Raw genomic sequence first — 17,297 nt, 5'->3', positions numbered from 1 at the left:
CACGCCGCTTGCGCCTCGGTTCCCTCCCGCCGCGCCTCTTTAGGCCGTGGTGAGGGCGCATTGAATCGCGTATGATGACAGCTTGGTTCGGCGCTCAGGTTGTTTTTGGGTACGGCGGCATACGGCACAAAGCCGCGTACCGGAAGGGTATGGCTATGAAAGTTACGATCAAAGACCGCGCAACAGGGACGGTTCTCGCTACGGCGAGCGATCCGGCTCAGGTTTTTGCTTTTGAAGGCAACTGGTACTTTGCGCCGGAAGCCGTCAATCAGGCTGTTCTGAAGGTGACGGCCGACACTTACACCTGCAGCTACAAGGGTACGTGCAACTGGGTGAACTTTGACGACGGAACGCATCTAACGCCGCAGGTTGCTTGGGTCTATCCTGCGCCGAAGGCGGGCTATGAGCGGATCGCTGGCCGCTACGGTTTTTACGCCGGAACGCGAACCACTACCGTCGAGGAGCGTGAGTGACGCGATGATGGAGATAGGGGAAACAGCGACTTCGTCCGACGAGGCGACGACGGTGGAAACGGCCTCCGACCTGACGTTAGACGCCGCCCGCCGCCGGATTGCCGAGTTGGAAGAGGCGCTGCGCGAGGCTGGCCGGACAATTCGCACCCTGCGAGAAAGCGAGCTGCGTTATCGGGAAATCTTTGATGGCGCGAGTGACATCATTCTCGTCATCAGCCTTGACGGCCAACGTCTGGCTTGGAACCGCGCCGGTGAAGAACTTCTTGGCTACAGCGCCGAAGAAATCCGAGCGATGTCAGTCCGGGAGTTCGTCCAACTGGTTGTCCCCGAGCATCGTGAGCGCCTCCTGCAAGCGTTGAACGACAAGCTGGAAGGACGTAGTGCGGAGTCGCGCTACGAAGTGGACTTCATGACCAAAGGCGGGCGGCGGGTCACGCTTGAAGTCAACTCACGCCTGCTTTTCCGTGACGGAAAACCCTTCGCCGTTCAGGGTATGTTGCGTGACGTTACCGAGCGCAAGCGGATGGAACAGGCGTTGCGTGAAAGCGAAGCTCGCTACCGCGACCTTTTCGAGAACGCCGGCGACATTGTGTATGTCCACGACTTTGAGGGGCGTTTTCTCTCGGTGAATCGCGGCGCTGAGCGTATCCTCGGATACACGCCGGCTGACGCCAAATACTTGACGATGGCCCAGATTGTCGCCCCTGAACACCGCGAGCGAGCCCTTCAGGCCATCACCGACAAGCGCACCGGACGGGTGGACGCCACCCAGTACGAACTGGATGTCATCGCCAAGGACGGCCGGCGCGTCACCCTAGAGATTAATTCCCGGCTGTTTTACGAAAACGGCGTGCCGGTCGGCATCCATGGTACGGCGCGCGATGTGACGCAACGCCGACGGATGGAGGAAGCCCTCCGTGAAAGCGAAGCCCGCTACAAGGCGCTTTTCGAGAGGGCGCATGACATCATTTATTGTCACGACGTGCAGGGCTGGTTGCTTGACATCAACCCGGCGACCGAGGCGCTTTTCGGATATCGGCGTGAAGAATCGCGTTCCATCAATCTTTGGGAGCTTGTCGTGCCGGAAAGTCGTCCGGTGGTGCAGGAAGCTATCAAGCGGCTTCTAGAAGCGCCGGAAACCCCTGTTCGGTATGAGGCGACGTTGGTGACCCGTGATGGGCGGCGGTTAACGTTCGAGCTAATGACATGGTTGGTGCTGGAAAACGGCACTCCGGTCGCCTTTCAGGGCATCGGGCGGGATTTGACCGAACGCCGCCTAGCAGAGCGCGCGCTGCGCGAGAGCGAGGAGCGTTTCCGGCGCATGTTTGACGCTGCGCCGTTAGGGATTGCGCTCGTATCGCTGACCGGCCAAGTACTGCGCGCCAATCGGACGGTTTGCGAGTGGCTAGGCTATACGCCAGAAGAAGTCGCCGGACGGCGTTACTCGGAGTTTCAGTTCCCAGAGGACACTGAGGAAACGTCTCGTCTGGCGCGGCGGTTGGTTGATGATCCTAAGCTTTCTAGCTTTCAAATCGAGAAGCGTTACCGAACCAAACATGGCCAAGCGGTCTGGGGGCGAATGACGGTTGTTGTTGTGCGGAATAGTGAAGGGCGACCACAGTACCTGCTGAGCATGATCGAGGATGTCACCCAGCGGCGGGCGCTTGAAGAGCAGGTGCAGCACGCCCAAAAAATGGAAGCCGTCGGTCAGTTGGCGGCTGGGATCGCCCATGAGTTCAACAACCTGCTCACAGTTGTCGCCGGCTACGCTGGGCTTCTCGAACGCCGCTTGTCCCCTTTGTCCATCGAGCGCTCGTCGCCCGATGTCCTGCATCGGTACGCTAAGGACATCCTAACAGCCGTTTCGCGCGCCTCGGCGCTGACGAGTCAACTCCTCGCCTTTGGGCGCAAGCAACAGCAGCAACTGGCTCCGCTCAACCTTAACGAGTTGGTGACAGCCACCGTCCGTATGTTGCGCCCGCTGTTAGAGCCGCACATTGCCGTGAAAACCGACCTGTCGCCGGACTTGGGTATGGTCGTTGCAGATCGGCAGCAGTTGGAGCAGGTGTTGACAAACTTGACCGTCAACGCCCGCGACGCCATGCCGCAGGGCGGTACGCTTACCTTCTCGACAATGAACGTTTGGCAGGAGCCGCGCCCCAATGCCGCCGTTGGCGCGCCGTTTCGCACGCACCGCGCCGGCGATGAGACAATGCGTATGAACCCTTACGTTATGCTGGAAGTCGCCGATACAGGCGTTGGGATGCCGGAGGAGGTGCGACGGCGGATTTTTGAGCCGTTTTTTACGACAAAGCCAATCGGTAAGGGTACGGGGCTGGGTTTGTCGGTGGTGGAAGGCATTATTGCTCAGAATAAGGGCTTCATCACCGTCGAGAGCGAGGTTGGGAAGGGAACGACCTTTCGCATTTTTCTTCCGCGCGGTGAGCTTTTGTAACTCGCCATGGAAACGCCTGTGAACGCCACCGCTCCGCCGTCGAAGAGTCGTTACGCCACGCCGCCGTTGGACATCCGTGGGTTGCGCACCTACCCGCTTGCTAACCGGCCGAGTAAAGTCACCGCTGGTGATTTGGCAAGCCCTTGCCCGTCGGGGGCGAGTTTGCGAGCTTTTTTTGCGTCGCTGCCCAACATTCTGGCCGTCAAGGAACTGCGCGCCGCCGTCGCGGCTGTCCGTACGGCCCGCGACCGAGGCCGCGCAGTGATCGTCGGTTTGGGTGGCCATGTCATCAAATGTGGGCTGGGGCCAGTCCTAATTGATTTGATGGCGCAGGGGTACGTCACGGCCTTTGCCTGCAATGGCTCAAGCGTCATCCACGATTTTGAGATTGCCTTGGTTGGAGCGACTTCCGAAGACGTTGACGCCTCGCTGAGCGTGGGCGCGTTTGGGGGCGCGGAGGAAACTGGCCGGGGCATCAATGCAGCCTGTGCCTTGGCAGCGGCGGATGGAATCGGGTTGGGAGAGGCGGTTGGCCGCTGGCTTGATGAATTGCAACCGCCCTACGCCGCCCAGTCATTGTTGGTGCAGGCATACCGCCGGAGGGTACCGGTTACCGTCCACGTTGCGGTCGGCACGGACATTACCCACATTCACCCAACAGCTGACGGAGCGCACATTGGCGCGGCGACGTACCACGATTTTCGCCTGCTGTGCGCGCTGGTACAGGAGCTTCACAACGGCGGCGTGTACCTCAACGTTGGCTCGGCCGTCATTTTGCCTGAAGTTTTCCTCAAGGCGGTGACGACCGTGAGGAATCTTGGCTGCCCGCTGACGGACTTCACGACGGTCAACTTTGATTTCATTCAGCATTACCGCCCTTTGACCAACGTTGTACGCCGTCCGGTGGCGGGTGGGGCGGGACGCGGTATTGCGCTGACCGGTCATCACGAATTGTTGATTCCGTTGTTTGCGGCGGCGCTGCATGAACTGGAATAGCTAGAGGCTTTCCACTTGGTTGGCTTGCGAGCGGAGCTTATGTCGCCTACTTTGCGGGCGGTCTTGTCTGACCGCAGTGACTGCTAACGCCGCCGCTGGATGGCAGAGCCGCCACAAAACCAAGGACGACTGTGCTTTTCGGGACGATGCAGCGCCTGCGACCAGGGAAGCCGCCGCGCAGCGAATGTAAGGCCAACTTACTCGATTGCCTTGGAGAAGGCTCTGGCAGGTGAAGAAGCCCTGTGAAGATTCAGGTAGCGTGTCTCGAATGTGGGCCGGCCGCTACGCCAGGTGGCGCAACCGATGCCTCTCGTGATAAGCAGTGCCTTACCTAAGGCTTTCTGGCATGACACGTACGGCGGGCTTGCCGCCACGCGGGAAAGCCTCGGAACGCCGCCGCGCGCCAACCTTTGCGCTGTTTGTGGTGTGGTGGGAAGGGGCTCAACTGACTCGGGAAGCTACGCGGGGAGGATTCAAAAATGTTTCGCGTTTTTCGTGCGCTGCCACTTACTGGGCTAGGGTGCCTTCTGCTGTGCTCGACGTTTGTCAGTGCATCACCGCAATCGCCAACGCAAGCGCCGGCGGCGACCGCCCCAAGCGATAAACCAATCTGCCCGGTGACGTTAGAGGAGGTTGAAGACACCGCCGCCGCCGCTCACAGCGACTATCGGGGCAAACGGTATTATTTCTGCTGCCCGGCTTGTAAGCCGAAATTCGACAAGAACCCTCGGAAGTACCTACGCGCGATGGAGGCCAAGCAACGCCGCACGGGCAAACAGCGGTCGCGCTAACGGACGCCGACAGCCCCGGTATGTCGCCTAAGCGTACCCACGGAGTTACCCGGTTACCCGGCCTGCGGCGCGTCGGCGGGCGTTGGCTGCCCCTTCTTACCCTTGCCTTCTTTGGGTGGCTGTGTTTGGGCGGGCGGCTCGTTCGGGTCTACGCCAACCTCGATCACGCAGTTGCCGAAAATCGCAGTGGGTTGGTCTCCATTTGAGACTTTGACCTCAAGCGAGCGGGCAGTGATGGTCGTCTGGTCATTGACCCGACCGGCGAGTTCAATGGTATCGGCGTCAATCCGTCCTGAAAGTTCGCCCTCCGAACGTAACCGTTCGACCTTGACTGTACCGTGAACGGCGCCGGTTGCAGCGACCACCAACGCCGGCGCATGGAGTTCACCGCTAATCTTGCCGCTGACGGTGACGCCGCAGCTGGACTTTAGCGTACCGGTCAGTTCGCTACCCTCTTCTACAATCGTCAACTTCTCCGCCATTGTGTCGCCTCAACCAGTTGGAGAAAGCGCTGTCCCGGCGCTTCTGTTAGGAAGTCCTAGGCTGTCTCAATCTTGAGACGCAGAATGCAGCCCGGCTCGAAGGCAAAGTGCGTATGGTCAGCTGGCTGCTTAACCGTGGCGCGAACCGATCCCGTCGAGCCGACGATAATCCGCCGCGCACCATTGATGCCCGGTGTCGCGTCGGACGCAAATCGCCCATGGACAATCAGAATGCCGCTGCCGTGAACTTGGCAGCCGTCAAGCAACCCTTCACGTCCAATGATGAGCTGCGCACCTGCGCCGAGTGTGATGTTGCACTTCAGGAAGCGGCCGTCCACTTCAACAATGGAGTTGGCGTCAAATTCCAGCGAAGCATCGCGCAGCACGTCGCCGTGGCCAAAGTAACGCCGGTTGGTTGGGGCAAGCGCCACTGCCGCCGCCTGCGGCGAGGCCGTTCCGCCGTCCGTCTTGCCGTTGAGGAACGCCGCCAAGTTGGACGCTGGAATCAGCTGGGAACCGTCTCCAGCGACGCTGAAGTCCACTTCGTCCACCTCCGCGCCGTCGGCGACTTCGATGGAAAAGTCGCTTCCGTACAGATGCGTTCGGCTGAATTTCGCACCTTTGAGGCGTGCGCCCTGAAAGATGACATGCCGGCAGTCGGCGTCTTGAAAACTCACCTGCGACAGGTCAGCCCCTTCTAGGACGGCGCGTTCGAGTTTAGCGCCGGACAGGTCGGCGCCGGGCAGCACAGCGCGACGCAGCACAGCGTCACGGAGGTTCGCCCCGGTCAGTAAGGCTTCCTCAAAGTTGGCGGCTTCCAAGATGGCGTTCTGGAAGTCAACCGCCGTGAGGTTTGCGCCGCCCAGATAGGCGTTGCGCAGGTCGGCGTTGGAAAACACCGCGTTTTCAAGCGTCGCCACGCCGAGTTTAGCGTCAATCAGCTGCGCCGACGGCAACCGCGCCCCCGTCAAGTCCGCACCTTCAAGGTTCGCGCCTTCGAGGTTCGCCCGCGACAGGTCGGCCCCACGCAGGTTCGCCCCTTCCAGATTGGCGCTCTCCAAATCCGCCCCACGCAGGTTCGCCCCTTCCAGATTGGCGCGCACCAGAAAAGCGTCGCGTAGGCTGGCGCTGGCGAGGTTGGCGCGTCGCAGGCTGGCTTCTTCAAGGTTGGCGCCTTCAAGATCGGCGCGACGCAGGTTAGCGTTGTCTAGGTTGGCTTTCGACAAATCGAGTTCGCGCAGGTCCGCCCGTTCCAGCGACTCGCCGCGCGAGACTCGTTCAATGACTTCTTCCAAGGTGAACTCAGGCATGGAGGCACCCCTTTCGCCGTTTTTTTATTGAAACATGCGGGCCGTACCGCTCCGTCTGACACGTTCCCTTTGCGCCCCGGCGCGCGTCAACCGGACAGTTTTAGGAACACCCAGCGTTTTTCTTAAGACTACATCAAACAGGGTCATGACTGCCGCGCGTCGGCAATATAGCGCCGTAGTCGTTCAACACGCTTTTCAAACGAAAGACGCTGAATCTCATTGGCTAGAGCGACCGCTCCCAGCTCCGCCAGAAGCACATTGATTTGAAGCTGCGTTTCCTGCCGGGCCTGACGATAAAAGCGCCGGTCTTCCGCGGCCGAGGGATTGCTGGACTCTTCAGCCGTCGCAATTTCATAGGCTTCGTGGGCATCCTGCAAGTCGCGCGTAAGCTGCTCAAGCCGGTCAAGCAGCCCAGCTTTGCCACTCTGCGCCACGCCGCTCTCCAGTTGTTGCTGGTACGACTTGAATTTCTCGACGATCTTTTCCGCCAGCCAGATGGGGAGACCCGTCGCCACGGCAAGGTCTTCTTTCGCGCCGACAAGAAAGCTTTCGATCGTGATGAGTCCGGCGCGATAGAGCTTGTCAATCGTGACCTTGCCGACTTCGGGAATCTGTTTCAGCAGCGAGTTGACGATCATCCCTTCGGACTGAAGCGTTGTGTCGTCAATGACAAAGGTCGCCGGAAGCATTTCCGTCAGCGTCTGATAGTTGCTGAGAATACGCTCCCGCAGTTCACCGCTCACCATGCCGTCGCGCGATGACCGCGCTTCAGCCAGCAGATTCTCAAACTCGTGAACGGCGTCACTAACATCCTCCATTCCCATTCCTAAGGCGGACTTGCCCAAGCTACTGATGGCCGGCTGACACATCTCCAGCCATTCCTTACGTGCTGCGCCGGCGCGCAGCTCAATAATGAACGCCTTGACCGGACGGATGTAGTTGGCGGCGATCTCCGAAAAGAGCGTGCGCACCTCCGTCTGGTCGGTCGTCACGGCTGGTGCCATGTCCTCATCCAGTCCGTCGTCTTCTCCCCGGGCGATGATCCGTTCAAAGGCGTCGTCAAAACCTTCCAAATCGTTTTCGCCAAGGAACAGTTCCTGCCCGCTGGCTGGTTGAGCCGCCGCCTTGCCGTCCGCTTGAATGGTCGGGATGTCAAAATCAGTTTTGTCGGCTTCAACGCCGGAATCCGTCAGGCTGACCGCCGAGGCGCTGGCTATGGATGCTTCACGTTGCGTCACTGCGCCAACAGCCGCCTCTTCGACCACACCCGCCGCTGGCGCGGCTTCCATGGTCAGCCCCGACAGTGAAAAGTCATCCTCTTCTAGAGCCTCGGCTTCTGCTGCCTCCGCCGCCGTGTGCAGCTCTGGCGCTTCAACTTCTTCAACCGGCTCTTCTTCGACAGTTTCAGCGATGGTTTGAGCGTAGGACGGCGTCTCCTCCACAGGGAGCGGCGGCTCAGCCGCCTGCTCAACAATAGGCGGCGACGTTTGGGGAACTGGCTCAGGGGCGCGTTCCACCGGCGGCGGGACATCTACCGGCTGCGGCCGGGCTGCCGTCGGCAGCGGCGGCGGTTCAGGTGGAACATACGCGGGAGGCGGCGTGCGGGGCGGTTCTTCTTTTTTCTTACCGAAGAAGCGGTCGAAAAAACCCATACTCGTACCCTTGGACTTCCCTTTGACGGACGGTGCGAGGTTATGCAACGCGGCACGCCGGCCCGTACCGTGGCTTTCCGACGCTCTCACCAAGAGCGCACGGCGCAATCTTCAAGGTGCGACGGCGGATGCCTGTCTTGACAGCGCGCATGGTGCTTGTCAATGAAGCCGGTGACTGAGTAAGTGGTTTATATACAAGTTGCCGGGCAAAACACCATAGGAAAGTGTCAAGCCGCCGCAACCTTTGTAAGATTATGCCGAACCACACCGCCTTGCGTTGTGTCATCCCAAACTGTTTCAGCCAGCACGCCGTCACACATCCACCGGTCGGTTTGCCAGGCGTCGGCTTGATTTCGCGTATGAGCTTCAAAAGCCCATTCGAAAGTGAATTCCGTCAGCTTACTGAAGCCACAGCCGACTACGTACGCTTCTTGAAGGAAATCGGCGTCGCCTTCCTTGGCGCGGCGCGCGACACCGACACCCTGCCGGCGACGACTTCGGACACTTTACCAGCGTCGCCGGCGCTCGGTTCTAGTCACTTCACGCTATCGCCACCAACGGTATCTACTGCAGAAGTTCACTTGGGCGAAACACAGCTAAATGGGGACGAACAACCTCCGCCTGCAACGGAGCTTGACCGCCGCCAACTTTACGGCGAGTCGGAGATTGAAAGTAAAACTTTAGCCCGAACCTCCGCCGCCTGCAACCAGCCTCTGTCCACCCTGTTTCAACCGCAACAGAACTCGTTGTTCGGCGACTCCGGGGGGATATCAGCGGCTGCACCAGACGTGTCGCTGGAAGCCGTCCGCGCCGATTTGGGGGACTGCCAACGCTGCAAACTAGCGCGCCACCGAACGCATATTGTCTTCGGTGAGGGTTCGCCGCAGGCGCGGTTAGTCTTCGTCGGCGAGGGGCCGGGCGCGGAAGAAGACGCGACAGGACGCCCCTTTGTCGGCCGCGCCGGGCAGTTGCTCGACAAAATCATCGCCGCAATGCATCTCAAGCGCGAGGACGTTTATATTTGTAACGTCGTCAAGTGCCGGCCGCCGGAAAATCGTGCGCCGGAACGGGACGAAGTCGCTGCCTGTGTCGGTTTTCTCCACCGCCAGCTGGCCGTGATTCGGCCGCGCGTCATTGTTGCGCTCGGCGCATCGGCGGCAAGCGCTTTACTTGACGATCCAAAGCTGCCCGGTATTTCCAAAATTCGCGGACGCTTTTACAGCTACCGGGGGATTCCGCTAATGCCCACCTTTCATCCGGCTTACCTGCTACGCTCCCCTGAAAAAAAACGTGAGGTGTGGGAAGATATGAAGCAAGTCATAGCCAAGCTGCGTGAAAGTGAGAGCGATGCGCCGTGACGTGGTTGACGTTTGCCGAACAGTTGATGCTGGCGGCGCTTTGCGGCGCGGTGGTCGGCCTTGAACGACAATGGCGGCAGCGACAGGCCGGCTTGCGCACCAACGCGCTGGTGGCGATTGGCGCGGCGGCTTATGTGGCGTTGCCTACGTTGGTGGACAAAACCGACACGAGTCCGACGCGCGTCGCGGCGCAGGTCGTCTCCGGCATCGGCTTTCTCGCCGGCGGCGTCATCCTGAAGGAAGGCGCAAGCGTGCGCGGTCTTAATACGGCGGCGACGCTCTGGTGCTCGTCGGCGATTGGCGTTTTGGCCGGGTCCAGCCTTCCGCTCGAAGCCCTGTTGCTGACAGCCTTCGTTCTCGCCGCGCACTTGGCGCTGCGTCCGCTGGCGCGGCGCATCAATCGGCAGCCGCTTGATCAAACCGACCTCGAAACGGCGTATCGGTTGGAAGTCACCTGCGGGCAAGCCGACGAAGCCCACATTCGCCCGTTGCTGATTCAGGAAATTGCGCGCAGCCGGTTCAAGTTGCAATCTCTGCGCAGCGTGGATTTACTTGGTTCGGACAAGCTTCGCCTTGAAGCAACCGTCAGCGGCGACGGACAGGCGACGGATGAAACGCGCCGCCTCGAAGATATTACGGCGCGGCTGGCGATCGAAGCCGCCGTCACTGCCATCGGCTGGGAGATGTTGGTGGACGACGAGTCTCCGACACTGGAATCACGTCGTGTTGGCAGCGACGAAGGGTGAGGCATGCGGGAATTGACAACCGGCCGCCTGAACTTGATCGAAAACACCACCGCCCAACCTGCTGCTCCGCCAGACGATCTTCAGCGGTCGGCCGTACTGCGTGTGTACAACGGCGTTGGCTTGCGTCCCTTACCCGAACTGACCGAAGACACGCTACGTGAATGCTGGCAAGCACGGTTGCAAAGACCGTTTTGGCTCGATCTGACGGCGCCAGCGCCCGCGACGCTCCAAGCAGCGGCGAGCCTCTTTGGGTTTCACCCCCTGACTGTGGAAGACGCCCTTAGCCCGGAGCATCGTCCCAAAATAGACGAGTACGAAGAATACCTGTTCATGGTGTTTGAGAGCGTCGCTGGCTTGAGCGACGAAACGGTCTTGCCGGGCTTGGGCGTTGGTCACTGTACGACGAACTGGTTGGCCGTCTATCTGGGCATGGGTTTTCTCGTCACCATTCACGAGCGCGGCTTCACGCCCGTTGAGGAAGTCGCCGAAATTGTGGACGCCCGCGACACGACCATTGATCGGCACCTTGATCTAGTACTGCACGCCATCGTGGATCGGATGATTGATCAGGTGTTTCCGGTGCTGGCCGATGTCGAGGATCGGATTCAGGAAATCGAAGCCCGCATTTTCACCGAGTCGGATCAGGACGTGTTGCCGATCGTCCTCAAAACCAAACGCGAACTGATGACGCTGCGGCGGCTGATGGGCCTTCAGCGCGAAATGCTACTGCGACTTAGTCGGCGCGAGGACCTGCCTTTTATTGAAGCCAAAACGGCGATTTACTTTCGGGATGTCTATGACCACGCCATCCGGCTCGAAGAAAACTGCGCCATGTTGATTGAACTAGCGACCAATGTTGCGGAGGCCCATCTGGCGGTGGCTTCGCGCCGCATCAACGAGGTTATGAAGTTTCTCACGATTTTCTCAACCATCTGGATGCCATTGACGTTTATCGTCGGCATTTATGGGATGAACTTCGAATACATGCCGGAAATCAAAATCTGGTGGTTTTATCCGTTTCTCTGGGTGGTCATGATCAGTGTCGTCGCCGGAATGCTGCTGTTCTTCCGACGCAAAAAATGGTTCTGACTCCTTCCGCCCATGCCCAAACGCACCGACCTGCGCAAGATTCTCGTCATTGGCTCCGGCCCGATTGTCATCGGGCAGGCCTGTGAGTTCGACTACTCCGGCACGCAGGCCTGCAAAGCATTGCGAGCCGAAGGGTACGAAGTGGTTCTGGTCAACTCCAACCCGGCCACCATCATGACTGATCCCGAACTGGCTGACGGCACCTACATTGAGCCACTGACTCTTGAAGCCGTAACGGCTGTGCTGGAACGCGAGCGCCCGGACGCACTGCTGCCCACCGTTGGCGGTCAGACGGCGCTCAACCTGGCGATGCAACTGTCGCAAACGGGGGTTCTGGAACGGCTGGGCGTTCAACTCATCGGGGCTAACATCGCCGCTATCGAGTTAGCTGAGTCGCGCCGGCGGTTCAAAGCCGCCATGGAAGACATCGGCCTCGAAATGACCAAGGCGGTTTTCGTCACCCCGGAAACCGATCTGGAAACGGTCAAAGCCGCGATTGGCTACCCAGCGATTGTCCGACCGAGCTTTACGCTGGGCGGGGCGGGCGGCGGCATCGCCTACAATGACGAAGAACTTTACCAGATTGTCGAGCGCGGACTGGCGCTTAGCCCAGTCCACGAGGTTGTCGTTGAGGAGTCGGTGCTGGGCTGGAAGGAGTACGAACTCGAAGTCATGCGCGACTGCGCTGACAACATCGTGATTGTGTGTTCGATTGAGAACTTCGATCCGATGGGCGTCCATACGGGGGACTCAATCACTGTCGCCCCGGCGCAAACGCTGACCGACCGTGAATATCAGGCGCTGCGCGACGCAAGTTTGAAGATCATCCGACGCATCGGCGTTGAAACCGGCGGTGCGAACATTCAGTTCGCCGTCAATCCACGGGATGGGCGCGTCCGGGTCATTGAAATGAATCCGCGCGTGTCTCGTTCTTCGGCCCTGGCGTCTAAGGCGACGGGTTTCCCAATTGCCAAAATCGCCGCCAAGCTCGCCGTTGGTTACACCCTGGATGAAATTCCGAACGACATCACGCGCAAAACACCGGCCTGCTTTGAGCCGACGCTGGATTACGTCGTCGTCAAGATTCCGAAGTGGGCGTTTGAGAAGTTTCAGGCGGCCGAACCGGTGCTGGGGACGCAGATGAAATCCGTCGGCGAAGCCATGGCGATTGGCCGCACCTTCAAGGAAGCCTTCATGAAGGCGCTCCGGTCGCTTGAAGCGAGTGCAGCAAAGCTGCCCGTCTATACCAACGACGACGACCTGCGGCGGCGACTCATCACGCCAAACCCGGAGCGCGTCCGCTACCTGCAAATGGCGCTCGAACGCGGCTGGACGTGCGCCGAACTCCATGAACTGACCGCTATTGATCCGTGGTTTCTGCATCAACTCAAGGAGATTGCAGATGCTCAGAACGCCCTGCGTGGACGGACGCTGGACGACATCCCCGACGCCGAACTACGGCGCGTCAAGCGGATGGGTTTCTCCGACCGGCGCGTAGCGCGCACCATTGGCTGTACGGAAGCCGAAGTGCGCGCCCGCCGTCTGCGCAGCGGCATTCGGCCGGTTTTCAAGCGGATAGACACCTGTGCGGCAGAGTTTGCCTCCTACACACCCTATCTGTACTCAACCTACGAAGAAGAGTGCGAAGCCGACCCAAGCGACCGGCGGAAAATCCTTATTCTGGGCAGCGGGCCGAACCGGATTGGACAGGGGATTGAGTTTGACTACTGCTGCTGTCATGCCAGCTTCGCCCTGCGCGAGGCGGGGTATGAAACCATCATCGTCAACTGCAACCCGGAGACAGTCTCGACCGACTACGACACGTCGGATCGGCTGTATTTCGAGCCGGTGACGTTCGAGGATGTCATGCACATCATCGAACGCGAGCGGCCCGAGGGCGTCATTGTGCAGTTCGGCGGACAGACGCCGCTGAATCTCGCTTATGGATTGCGGCAGGCCGGTGTCCCGATCATCGGTACGTCGCCTGAGAGCATTGATTTGGCCGAAGACCGAGAGCGATTCGGCGCGTTGTTGCGCGAGCTGGACATTCCCCAACCCCCGTCCGGCGTGGCTTCGACGGTCGAGGAAGCCTGCGCCGTCGCCCAAAAGGTCGGCTATCCGGTGCTGGTGCGGCCGAGCTACGTCCTTGGCGGACGAGCGATGATGATCGCCTACGACGAGCCGAGTCTGGCAAGTTATGTCGTCGAAGCCATCGGCGCGTCGTCCGGGCGGTCGGTGTTGATTGATCACTTTCTGGAGTCCGCCGTTGAGGTGGATGTGGACGCCCTCTCCGACGGCGAAGACGTGTGCATCGCCGGCATTCAGGAACACATTGAAGAGGCGGGCGTGCATTCCGGTGACAGTTCAAGCGTACTGCCGACCTACCTTATCGAGCCGTGGCATTTAGATGTGATGCGGCGTTATACGCGCCAACTGGCGCGCGCGCTGCGGGTCGTCGGCTTGATGAACATTCAGTTTGCGGTCAAGGACGACTTGGTATACGTCCTTGAAGTCAATCCGCGCGCGTCGCGCACCGTCCCGTTTGTAAGCAAGGCGACCGGCGTGCCGATTGCCAAGATCGCCGCTTGGTTGATGATTGGCCGCCGTCTTGCGGACTTCAACCTGCCGCCGATGTTGCCGGTGGGGCGTTTTTTCATCAAAGCGCCGGTGTTTCCGTTCATCAAGTTTCCGGGCGTGGACCCAGTGCTGGGGCCGGAAATGCGTTCCATCGGCGAAGTCATGGGGGTGGCGGACAGTTTTGGGATGGCGTATTGGAAGGCGCAAGTGGGAGCTGGGACGCCCTTGCCGCGCACCGGGACGGCGTTCCTCAGCGTCAACAATCGTGACAAGCCAGCGGCGTTGAAGGTCGCACAGCGGTTGCATCGTCTAGGATTTCGACTGGTGGCGACACGCGGCACGCAGGAGATGCTGGCGGCGGCTGGCCTGCCGGTCGAGATGGTCTTCAAGGTCAATGAAGGGCGACCTAACATCGTGGACCTCATCCGCAGCCGCCGCATAGACCTGATTGTGAACACGCCCTTGGGGAAAGCATCTCATTTTGATGAGAAGGCGATTCGGGCGGCGGCCATTCAGTACAATGTTCCGTGCATTACCACCATCACCGGGGCGATCGCCGTAACGAGCGCCATTCAGGCGTTGCAGCACGACCAGTTCGCAGTTGGACGGCTTCAGGATTACCACGCCGGCAAGCCTCGGTTGCGCTATCCGGGACCGACGATTCCGGCTCAAGGCGTGTCGAGCGCCCCATAACGTGGCGCGTCTGCGATGGGATGCCGTAAATGTTTGACGCGCCTTCACGTTGTTCACTGCGCTCGGCGGAAAAGCGCGCCGGTGCCCTTTCCACAACAATCGGCGACGGGATTAAAACGATGCCGGGGGTGGTACGCCGCCCGCATCTTCCTAAAGAGCGCTCTAGTGGTCGAGCGTGACTTTGCAAGTCTCCCCTTCTGTAAGGAGCGTCCCCGGGGGAATGGATTGTGTCCGCACTGTCCCAAACCCGTGTACTTCCAGCCGGACGCCGACTTTGGCGCACTCGATCAGCGCCGACCGAATTCCCAACCCACGTAAATCCGGCATGCGCCGACCATCGCTCACGGTGACGACGATTGTTGTTTCCCCAGCGTGGGACTGCACTACAGCAGCTTCTTCACCTGAGGGTACGGCCGCATACAGCCTAGGGCTGTCATCGCGTCCGTCCGGCGGCGCTTCCAGCGGGATGGGCGCGCCGCCGGCCCATGCCGGGTCAATATCCGGTGACACATCCGGCGGTACCTTGAGCAGCGGCAGCAAGGTTTCCACCACCTGCGCAAACACCGGCGCAGCGGCGTCGCCGCCATGGTGACGACCGTAAGGCGGCTCATCCATCATCACGGCAATCGCCAGCGCCGGGCGCGTTGCCGGGGCGAAGCCTACGAACGAGGCGACATAGCGCGTCTCCGAGTACCGTCCACGCTCCACCTTCTTGGCGGTACCGGTTTTGCCGGCGGTAGTGTAACCACGTACCGAAGCCCGCTTGCCTGTTCCCCGTTCCACGACCGCCCGCATCAGGTGCGTCATATCCTGCGCCGTTTCGCGACTGACAACCCGCCGCGTTCGTGGCTTGATTTCCAGCAAGACATCGCCGGTAGTGGAAACGATACGCTGGGCAAGATGCGGCTGAACCCAAACACCGCCGTTGGCGATGGTCGCCGCCGCCGCGCAGAGCTGGAGCAGGGTGACATTGATGCTGTAGCCCATCGGAAGCGCGCCAAGCAGAGCGTCGCTGAGCTGGCCAACACCGCCTGCCGTCTCGCCCGCTAGGCCGACTTCGGTGGGATGACCAAAACCAAAGCGTTCAACATAGCGGAGCAATCGGTCGCGCCCCAGCCGGAGGCCGGTTTTGATGGCCGCCACGTTGGAGGACTTGGCGAACGCCTCTTCTACTGTCAACGCGCCGTAGCGCCCACCATCCAGAATCGTGTGGCCATTCATCTGGATGGCCCCGCCTTGGCAGTCAATTTTCTGCTGCCGTGTCAGGAGCTTTTCCTCCAGGGCGCCAGCGTAGGTGACGATTTTGAAAACCGAACCGGGTTCGTAGTGATCCATCACGGCGCGGTTGCGGTAGCGACGCAGCAGCGCTTCCGGGTCTTTGAGCGGTTCATGCAGCGGATCGCCGAAGGACGAAGCCATTGCCAGTACCTCACCGGTCGCTGGATACATCACGACAATCGCCCCGCCTTTTCCACCTTGCTCCCGGAGGGCATTGCTGAGGATGCGTTCCACTTCGAACTGGATTTGGGTGTCCAGCGTCAAGATGAGGCTCTGGCCAACCTCCGGTGATTCTTCCAAGACGTTGAACACCCTACGGCGGGCGTCCTGCTCGACGATGACGCGCCCCGGCTTACCCACCAGATGCGTTTCAAACGCCCGCTCGACGCCCGCTTGACCGTGTTCCTCCACCTCGTCGCCACTGACGCCGACAAAGCCCACCACCGAAGCCCCAACGAAGCCTTGCGGGTAGTGGCGTTGTGTCTCCGTCACCAACTCTACACCCGGCATGTCGAGATTTCTAACCGCCTGTTCCTCTTCCGGCGTGACCTTGCGTTTGAGCGCCACAAAAGTTCTTGAGCTGGTCAGTTTTTCTAGAACGGTTTCGCGGTCAAGCCCGAGCGCAGCGGCGAGTTGCTCGGCCTTGTGGAGGTCCTCCCGGCGAATGTTTTTAGGCGCGACGTAGACCGACGCCACCTTGAGGCTGGTCGCCAGTTCACGACCGTGCCGATCGAGAATTTTGCCCCGATGGGGCAGCGTTTTGAGAATTTTTTGCTGTTGCTGCTCCGCTTTTTCACGCAAGCTGTCGGCTTGATAGACCTGCAGTTGAACTAACCGGCCCACAACGACCAGCATCCAGAAGCTGAGCAGGCCGCCAAGCACTAGGAGACGCCGATGTTCGTTCCCAGCCGCACCTGCTACGGCTGTCACACGTCGCCGTCGCGTCAGGATCGGCACAGCGTTGCGCACCGGCGCAGCGACTCGTGTTGTCATTGCTCGACCCGCTGGCATTAGGGACGCGCCTCCACCACAACGGTCTGCCCGGTTTGCGGCCGGGCAAAGTTGTACGGCTGCGCCAATCGCTCGACGAGCATCGGCGACAGCTTTCGTTGACGTTCCGTTTCGAGCCGGTCCCGTTCACGGATCAGTTCATTGAGTTCAGAACGAAGCTGTTGAGCTTCGTAGCCAAGGCGTAGCGCCTCTTGCTGTTGCCAAGCGGCGAAGCCGAAACCCACCGCGAGCGTCAGGCCGCCAATACAAACAAATGCCCACCGAAGCAGCGCCTGCCGGTCAAGGGGGCGGCGACGCCGTTGGTTCCTGAGCGGAACAACATACCGATCGCGAGCCATACAACCTCACCCACTGGCAGCATAAGTTCCCCCCAGGTTCGATAGGTC

The 17,297-nt window shown here is 60.2% G+C and carries 13 protein-coding genes; 8 read left to right on the top strand and 5 right to left on the bottom strand.

The window, feature by feature from the left end; genetic code table 11:
* Positions 1-149 precede the first annotated feature (149 nt).
* From NZ585_01635 to NZ585_01620, 4 genes are all read left to right on the top strand, one after another.
* Positions 150-473: a DUF427 domain-containing protein gene (locus NZ585_01635; protein MCS7078739.1), complete on the top strand. Its 324-nt coding sequence runs from the start codon at positions 150-152 to the stop codon at positions 471-473.
* A complete protein-coding gene (locus NZ585_01630) occupies positions 403-2,928 on the top strand; it encodes a PAS domain S-box protein (protein MCS7078738.1) in 2,526 nt (841 codons plus the stop codon). The genes NZ585_01635 and NZ585_01630 overlap by 71 nt, the downstream gene beginning before the upstream one ends.
* A gap of 6 nt (positions 2,929-2,934) precedes the next feature.
* The gene (locus tag NZ585_01625) at positions 2,935-3,924 is read left to right on the top strand and encodes a hypothetical protein (GenBank protein ID MCS7078737.1); all 990 of its coding nucleotides are present in this window, start codon (positions 2,935-2,937) and stop codon (positions 3,922-3,924) included.
* Between the two features lie 479 nt (positions 3,925-4,403).
* Positions 4,404-4,715, top strand: coding sequence for a YHS domain-containing protein (locus tag NZ585_01620; protein ID MCS7078736.1), 312 nt, complete (start codon positions 4,404-4,406; stop codon positions 4,713-4,715).
* A 53-nt stretch (positions 4,716-4,768) separates the two neighbouring features.
* On the opposite strand, the gene NZ585_01615 is transcribed toward NZ585_01620, so the two are convergent.
* From NZ585_01615 to NZ585_01605, 3 genes are all read right to left on the bottom strand, one after another.
* Entirely contained in the window at positions 4,769-5,197 is a 429-nt protein-coding gene (locus tag NZ585_01615) for a polymer-forming cytoskeletal protein (protein MCS7078735.1), read from the bottom strand.
* Positions 5,198-5,253: 56 nt separating this feature from the next.
* Entirely contained in the window at positions 5,254-6,507 is a 1,254-nt protein-coding gene (locus tag NZ585_01610) for a pentapeptide repeat-containing protein (GenBank protein MCS7078734.1), read from the bottom strand.
* Between the two features lie 143 nt (positions 6,508-6,650).
* Positions 6,651-8,159: a hypothetical protein gene (locus NZ585_01605; GenBank protein ID MCS7078733.1), complete on the bottom strand. Its 1,509-nt coding sequence runs from the start codon at positions 8,157-8,159 to the stop codon at positions 6,651-6,653.
* A 767-nt stretch (positions 8,160-8,926) separates the two neighbouring features.
* On the opposite strand from NZ585_01605, the gene NZ585_01600 reads away from it, so the two are divergent.
* Genes NZ585_01600 through carB form a run of 4 tightly spaced genes read left to right on the top strand, consistent with a single transcriptional unit; the run spans position 8,927 to position 14,622 of the window.
* Positions 8,927-9,517, top strand: coding sequence for a uracil-DNA glycosylase (locus tag NZ585_01600; protein MCS7078732.1), 591 nt, complete (start codon positions 8,927-8,929; stop codon positions 9,515-9,517).
* On the top strand, positions 9,514-10,263 hold the full coding sequence (locus tag NZ585_01595; protein MCS7078731.1) for an MgtC/SapB family protein: 750 nt from the start codon (positions 9,514-9,516) through the stop codon (positions 10,261-10,263). Before NZ585_01600 ends, NZ585_01595 begins: the two co-directional genes overlap by 4 nt.
* Positions 10,264-10,266: 3 nt before the next feature.
* Positions 10,267-11,352 (top strand): magnesium/cobalt transporter CorA, encoded by a 1,086-nt coding sequence (gene corA / locus NZ585_01590; protein MCS7078730.1) that lies wholly within the window; start codon positions 10,267-10,269, stop codon positions 11,350-11,352.
* A 12-nt stretch (positions 11,353-11,364) separates the two neighbouring features.
* Positions 11,365-14,622 (top strand): carbamoyl-phosphate synthase large subunit, encoded by a 3,258-nt coding sequence (carB, locus tag NZ585_01585; protein ID MCS7078729.1) that lies wholly within the window; start codon positions 11,365-11,367, stop codon positions 14,620-14,622.
* 162 nt (positions 14,623-14,784) lie between these two features.
* Here the strand turns inward: carB and NZ585_01580 are convergent, their stop codons facing one another.
* Positions 14,785-16,893: a transpeptidase family protein gene (locus tag NZ585_01580; GenBank protein MCS7078728.1), complete on the bottom strand. Its 2,109-nt coding sequence runs from the start codon at positions 16,891-16,893 to the stop codon at positions 14,785-14,787.
* Positions 16,894-16,910: 17 nt separating this feature from the next.
* Positions 16,911-17,249, bottom strand: a complete 339-nt coding sequence (locus NZ585_01575; protein ID MCS7078727.1) for a hypothetical protein — start codon at positions 17,247-17,249, stop codon at positions 16,911-16,913.
* Positions 17,250-17,297 lie beyond the last annotated feature (48 nt).

The organism is Chloracidobacterium sp. (assembly GCA_025057975.1).
In the GTDB taxonomy this organism is placed as follows: domain Bacteria; phylum Acidobacteriota; class Blastocatellia; order Chloracidobacteriales; family Chloracidobacteriaceae; genus Chloracidobacterium.
This window is presented reverse-complemented; position numbering and strand designations above follow the sequence as displayed.